The sequence below is a fragment of the Actinomyces sp. ICM58 genome, from assembly GCF_000283035.1.
Taxonomy (GTDB): domain Bacteria; phylum Actinomycetota; class Actinomycetes; order Actinomycetales; family Actinomycetaceae; genus Pauljensenia.
This window is the reverse complement of the sequence record NZ_ALIY01000058.1, coordinates 1-5,857: the sequence shown is the minus strand read 5'-3', so window position 1 is coordinate 5,857 and position 5,857 is coordinate 1. Positions and strand designations below refer to the sequence as shown.

Below are 5,857 nucleotides of genomic sequence, written 5' to 3'. Positions count from 1 at the left end.
CGTCGCCCGCTCCACCGCCTGGCCGCGTGCCGGGCGGTTTTGTTATGCCTCCGCGGCGAGCGCACATGCGGATGCGGATAGGTTAGCGCCACGCGGATAGGTTATGACGATGTGGATAGGTTATGGCGATGTGGATAGGTTAATAAGCTATCCGGATGCTCATAAACTATCCGGATGCTCATCAACTATCCGTGAAGCAACAACCTATCCGCGCACACAGGCAAGGGCGAACGCACACAAGGGCACAACGGAGCCACCGGCTTCACCCCCGCACAAGTCGCACGTAATTCGATTGCCTGAACTTTCAATAAAGTCTCAAAACGTTGCAATTCCAACGATCACACGTCAGCTCTTGAAATGCTCGCAGGGGAATTACGTGCGACATTTCAGGGGAACTACAGCGTCAGGCCACGCAAACGCGCGGCAGCCCAACGGGCCGCCGCGCGTTCACGCAACTAGTTCACACACTCGACACAGTCGAGAGCTGGGGGCACTCAGCACAGTCGAGAGGGAGAGCACTCAACACAGTCGAGAATGCAAGCACTCAACACAGTCGAGAGTGCAAGCACTCAGCGCAGTCGAGCGGCCACGACCTCGGCGACCTGGACAGCATTCAGGGCGGCACCCTTGCGCAGGTTGTCGCCAGAGACGACCAGGATGAGGCCGCGGTTGCCCTCGACGGCCTGGTCCTGGCGAATGCGGCCCACGAGGACCTCGTCGCGGCCGGCGGCCTCAAGCGGGGTCGGAACGTCCACGACGCGCACGCCGGGGGCGTTCGCCAGCAGGGCGCGCGCCTGGTCGGGCGTGATGTCGCCGGCGAACTCGGCGTGGATGGTCAGGGTGTGGCCCGTGTAGACGGGGACGCGCACGCACGTGCCGGACACAGCCAGGTCCGGGATATGCAGGATACGGCGCGACTCGTTGCGCAGCTTCTGCTCCTCGTCGGTCTCCTCGCTTCCGTCATCGACGATCGAGCCGGCGAGCGGCACGACGTCGAAGGCGATGGGCGCGACGTACACGCCGGGCTCGGGCAGGGTGACGGCGCGGCCGTCCAGCGCCAGGCCCGCGAGATCCTGCTTGACGCCGGCCTCGATCTGGCCGGTCAGTTCGGCGACGCCCGCGCGGCCCGACCCGGAGACGGCCTGGTAGGAGGAGACGAAGAGACGCGTGAGACCACCCGCAGCGTCCACGAGGGGCTTGAGGACGGGCATAGCCGCCATGGTCGTGCAGTTGGGGTTCGCGATGATGCCCTTGGGGCGGTTGTCGACGTCGTCGGGGTTGACCTCGGACACGACAAGCGGCACCTCGGGGTCCTTGCGCCACGCGGAGGAGTTGTCGACGACGACCGCGCCGGCGGCCGCGAACTTGGGGGCGTACTCGCGCGAGGCGGTGGCACCCGCGGAGAACACGGCAATGTCGATGCCGGAGTAGTCGGCCGTCGCCACGTCCTCGACGACGATGTCCTGCCCCTTCCAAGGCAGGGTGGTGCCCGCCGAGCGCGCGGACGAGAAGAAACGAATCGTCTCAACCGGGAAACCCCGCTCCTCCAGCAGGGTGCGCATGACTCGGCCGACCTGGCCGGTGGCGCCGACGACGGCGACATTGAATCCACTCATGGTGTTCTCCTTGTGTTGGTGCGTGCGCCCATACGACGGGGCGAACGCTGGGTGAAATCTATGGGGACGAGGCCGGGGCGCCCTCTCGGGACCACCGGACCCGCGCGGACAAACGGAGCCGACCCGGGCCTCGTCGATGAACGATCAGCGGCCGGTGCCGCCGTAAACGACGGCCTCGGTTTCGGAGGCGTCGAGGCCGAACGCGGTGTGGACCGCCTTCACGGCGCGGTCGAGGTCCTCGAGGCGGGTGACGACGGAGATGCGGATTTCGGAGGTGGAGATCAGGTCGATGTTGATGCCCGCATCGGACAGGGCGGAGAAGAGGCGCGCGGAGACGCCGGGGTTGGTGCGCATGCCGACGCCGACGAGGCTGAGCTTGCCGATGTTCGGGTTGTAGCGCAGCTCGTCGAAGCCGATTTCGTCGCGGTGGGCCTCGAGGGCGTCGAGGGCCTTGCGCGCGTCGCCTTCGGGCAGGGTGAAGGTGATGTTGGCCTTCGTGGGGTCAGAGATCGGCAGGTTCTGGACGATCATGTCAATGTTGGCGCCGACCTCGGCGACGACGGCGAAGACGCGGGCAGCGACGCCGGGGCTGTTGGGAACACCGGTGACGGTAATCTTGTCCTGCGAGCGGTCGTGAGCGATGCCGGAGATGACGGGCTTTTCCATGGCGTTTTCCTCTGGGGACTTGAGGGCGGCGTCGGGCACGAGGCCCTTGAGTTCAGGGTTTGCGGGGGCGTCGGAAATCCAGGTGCCGTTCTTCTCGGAGAACGAGGAGCGCACGTGCAGGGGCACCCCGTAGCGGCGCGCGAATTCAACGGCGCGCAGGTGGAGGATTTTGGCGCCGTGCGCAGCCATTTCCAGGGTTTCTTCCTGGGTGAGGGTGCGCAGGCGGTGGGCCTTGGGGACGATGCGCGGGTCGGCGGAAAAGAGGCCGTCGACGTCCGTGTAGATTTCGCACACGTCGGCGTGGAGGGCGGCGGCGAGGGCGACGGCGGTCGTGTCGGAGCCGCCTCGGCCGAGGGTGGTCACGTCGTCGTCTTTGGAGATGCCCTGGAAGCCGGCGACGATGGCGACCTGTCCGTCCTTGACAGCGCGGGCGACGCGCTCGGGGACCATGCCGATGATTTGGGCGGCGCCGAAGTGGCTGTCGGTCTTGATGCCCGCCTGGGCGCCCGTGTAGGCGCGGGCTTCGACGCCGAGTTCGTTGACGGCCATCGCCAGCAGGGCCATGGAGATGCGTTCGCCGGCGGACAGGAGGATGTCCATCTCGCGCTCGGGCGGGTTGTCGGTGAGTGCTGCGGCCGAGTCGAGGAGGTCGTCGGTCGTGTCGCCCATCGCCGATACGACGACGACGACGCGGTGTCCCGCGTTGTGCGTGTCCACGATGCGCTGGGCGACGCGCTTCATGGCCTCGGTGTCGGCGACGGAAGAACCGCCGTACTTTTGCACGATCAGTGCCACTGGACCCTCATTTCTGTCTGTACGTGCTGGTCTGCACGCATTCGGGCATGCATACGCCACCGTGTCAATCCTACGGCGCTCCCGCGATCACGTTGGGAACTTCCGCTATATGAACGGATGATCTGGGGTGACATTGAACGCGCAGCTGCGAGCAGGCCCACACAACGCGCGAGGCCGGGGCGGGCCATGGGGTCCGCGAACGCCCCGCCGCGCGCTCGTCGGGCGTCCAAAGCCGAGGCGCGTCCGGCACCGTCGGCCTGCCCGCCTCGTCACGCCGCCGGCAGCATCACCTCGATGACGGTCCCCTTCTCACTGTCGGCCAGGCGCACCGCCCCGCCCATCGCCAGAGCCAGCGACTCGACGATCGACATGCCCAAGCCCGAGGAGCCGCGCCCGTCGCGCGTGCGCGAGGAGTCGCCGCGCACGAAACGGTCAAACACGCGGTCGCGAATCGCCGGCGGGATACCGGGCCCGTCGTCCGCGACGCGGATCGTCACCATCGACGAGGCCGGGGCGCCCTCCGCTTTCCCCTGCCCCTTCGCGCGGCTGCGGGCGCGCACGCAAGCGGCCACGGCCTCGTCGTCGCTCCGGGTCAGCGAGACGACGACGCGGGTTCCCGCGGGCGTGTGTACGCGGGCGTTGGCGAGGAGGTTCGTGAGGATCTGGCGCAGCGCGGCCTCGTCGCCGAGGACGGGAATGTCCGCGGCATTGCCGAGCTCCCACGCGTGGTCGGGGGCGACCACGTGCGCGTCGGACAGGGCGTCCAGTATCAGCGGGATAACGTCGATTGTGTCCCGTTTGAGCGTTCTGTTTCCGTCCAGGCGCGCCAGGGTCAGCATCTCCTCCACGAGGGACGCCATGCGCGCCCCCTCCGAGGAGATGCGCTCGAGGGCCTGGGTGCGGGAGGCCTCGTCAATGTCGCGGCGCGCGAGCTGCGCGTACCCCTGCACGGAGGCGAGCGGCGTGCGCAGCTCGTGCGAGGCGTCGGCGACGAATTGACGCAGCTTCGCTTCGCTGCGGGCGCGGCGCTCCATGCCGTCTTCGACCGCGTCGATCATCGAGTTGAGGGCGCCCGCGACGTCGGCGACCTCCACCGGCCCGGAGGTCGCCTCCTCGCCGACGCGCGTCAGATTCGCCGACTCATCGGCGAGGTCGCGGCTCGCAATGTCCGCGGCCGCCGCGCGCACCACGCCGAGCGGGCGCAGCTCGCGACGCACCCACACGCGGCCGACCACTCCCGCGGCGAGCGCGATGACCAGGGATGCCCCCACCTCGACGGCGACAAGCATGATGACGACGTCGTCGACGCTGTCCGACTGCACGCCGACGAGGACGGTCTTGTCCTCGACCACGCGGGCGGTGACGCGGAACGCGCCCATGCCTTGAAGGCGCACGGTGTGCGAGCGCCCGTCGGCGGGGACCGCGGCCAGGATCGCCAGGGCCGGCCCGTTCAGGTAGGTCACCGAGAAGTTCGAGACGACCGCGCCGACAGCCTCCCCGTCCTCGCTCACGTACTGGAGGGTGCCCTCCGCGATCCCGGAACCTCCGAAACCGGGCCCCGTGGGACCGCCGGGGACGACCGGCCCGCCGGGGCGCGGCGCCCCTGAGGGCTGTGCGGGCGGGCGGGCGGCGGCGTCGTCGCTCTCCCCGTACTCCTCGTCCTCCCCGTCCTCCGGCGCGTCATCAACATCGAGGTGCTTGCTTGCCTGATCGGCGAGGCGGTGCAGCTCGGAGTCCACGTTGGCCAGCATCCAGGAGCGCATCACCAGGGTGGAGGCCGCCACCATGACGACGAGGGCCAGGGCGACGCACGCGGCGAGCGCGCGGGACAGGCGCCCGGCCAGGGAGGGGCGGCGGCGCGTCACTGGGGTTCCCGCATGATGTAGCCGGCGCCGCGCACGGTGCGGATGAGGGCTGGGCGGTCGGCGTCGATCTTCTTGCGCAGGTAGGAGATGTAGAGTTCGACGACGTTAACTTGGCCGCCGAAGTCGTAGCTCCACACGGCGTCGAGGATCTTCTGCTTGGAGAGCACGATTCCGGCGTTTTCCATGAGATACCGGAGCAATTCGAACTCCGTGTTCGTTAACGTGATGTTTTCCCCGCCTCGACTGACGTCGTGCGAGTCGACGTCGAGGGTGAGGTCGGCGACCGTCAGCACGGTCGAGGCCGCCTGCTGGGTGCGTCCCGCTCGGCGCAGGAGTGCCTCGACGCGGGCCGCGACCTCGTCCAGGTCGAAGGGTTTAGTCACGTAGTCGTCGGCTCCCGCTCGCAGGCCCTGCACGCGATCGGCGACCGCGTCGCGGGCGGTGAGGAAGAGGACGGGCAGCTCGGGGTCGCGGGCGCGCAGGCGTTCCAGCGTCTCGAGGCCGTCCATGCGCGGCATCTGCACGTCGAGGATGACGACGTCCGGGTGGAAGCTCGCGGCCTTGGCGAGCGCGTCGAGCCCGTCCGTCGCCGTGGCCGTCTCCCAGCCTTCGTGGCGCAGGGCCTGCGAGAGCAGGTCCGCCAGCATTGCCTCGTCGTCGACGACGAGCACGCGGGGCGCGCCGCCGCTCGTGTGGGTCGCCATCATTGCCTCCTCGCGTGTCGGAGCGTTTCCCCTCGATTGTGTCACACGTGCGTCACCGCGCGAGAGTCACGAGGCCGTCTGTGCGGTGTTCGCTTTCTGCTAGCCTAGAGGGGTACCGCGTTGGCACATCAGCTCACAGGAGAACTCATGGCCCCCCCCCAACATGGAAGTAACGCGGCAGATTCTAGGGGTGGTTGCAACACATGCTATG

4 protein-coding genes are annotated in these 5,857 nt (G+C 68.3%); all 4 read right to left on the bottom strand.

The window, feature by feature from the left end:
* Window positions 1-569: 569 nt before the first annotated feature.
* Window positions 570-1,616: an aspartate-semialdehyde dehydrogenase gene (locus HMPREF1138_RS02965; protein WP_009056359.1), complete on the bottom strand. Its 1,047-nt coding sequence runs from the start codon at window positions 1,614-1,616 to the stop codon at window positions 570-572.
* Between the two features lie 144 nt (window positions 1,617-1,760).
* Complete coding sequence (locus HMPREF1138_RS02960; protein WP_009056361.1) at window positions 1,761-3,077, bottom strand: aspartate kinase; 1,317 nt, start codon at window positions 3,075-3,077, stop codon at window positions 1,761-1,763.
* 269 nt (window positions 3,078-3,346) lie between these two features.
* Window positions 3,347-4,942: a sensor histidine kinase gene (locus HMPREF1138_RS02955; RefSeq protein ID WP_009056363.1), complete on the bottom strand. Its 1,596-nt coding sequence runs from the start codon at window positions 4,940-4,942 to the stop codon at window positions 3,347-3,349.
* On the bottom strand, window positions 4,939-5,649 hold the full coding sequence (locus HMPREF1138_RS02950) for a response regulator transcription factor (RefSeq protein ID WP_039936652.1): 711 nt from the start codon (window positions 5,647-5,649) through the stop codon (window positions 4,939-4,941). The genes HMPREF1138_RS02955 and HMPREF1138_RS02950 overlap by 4 nt, the downstream gene beginning before the upstream one ends.
* Window positions 5,650-5,857: the final 208 nt, after the last annotated feature.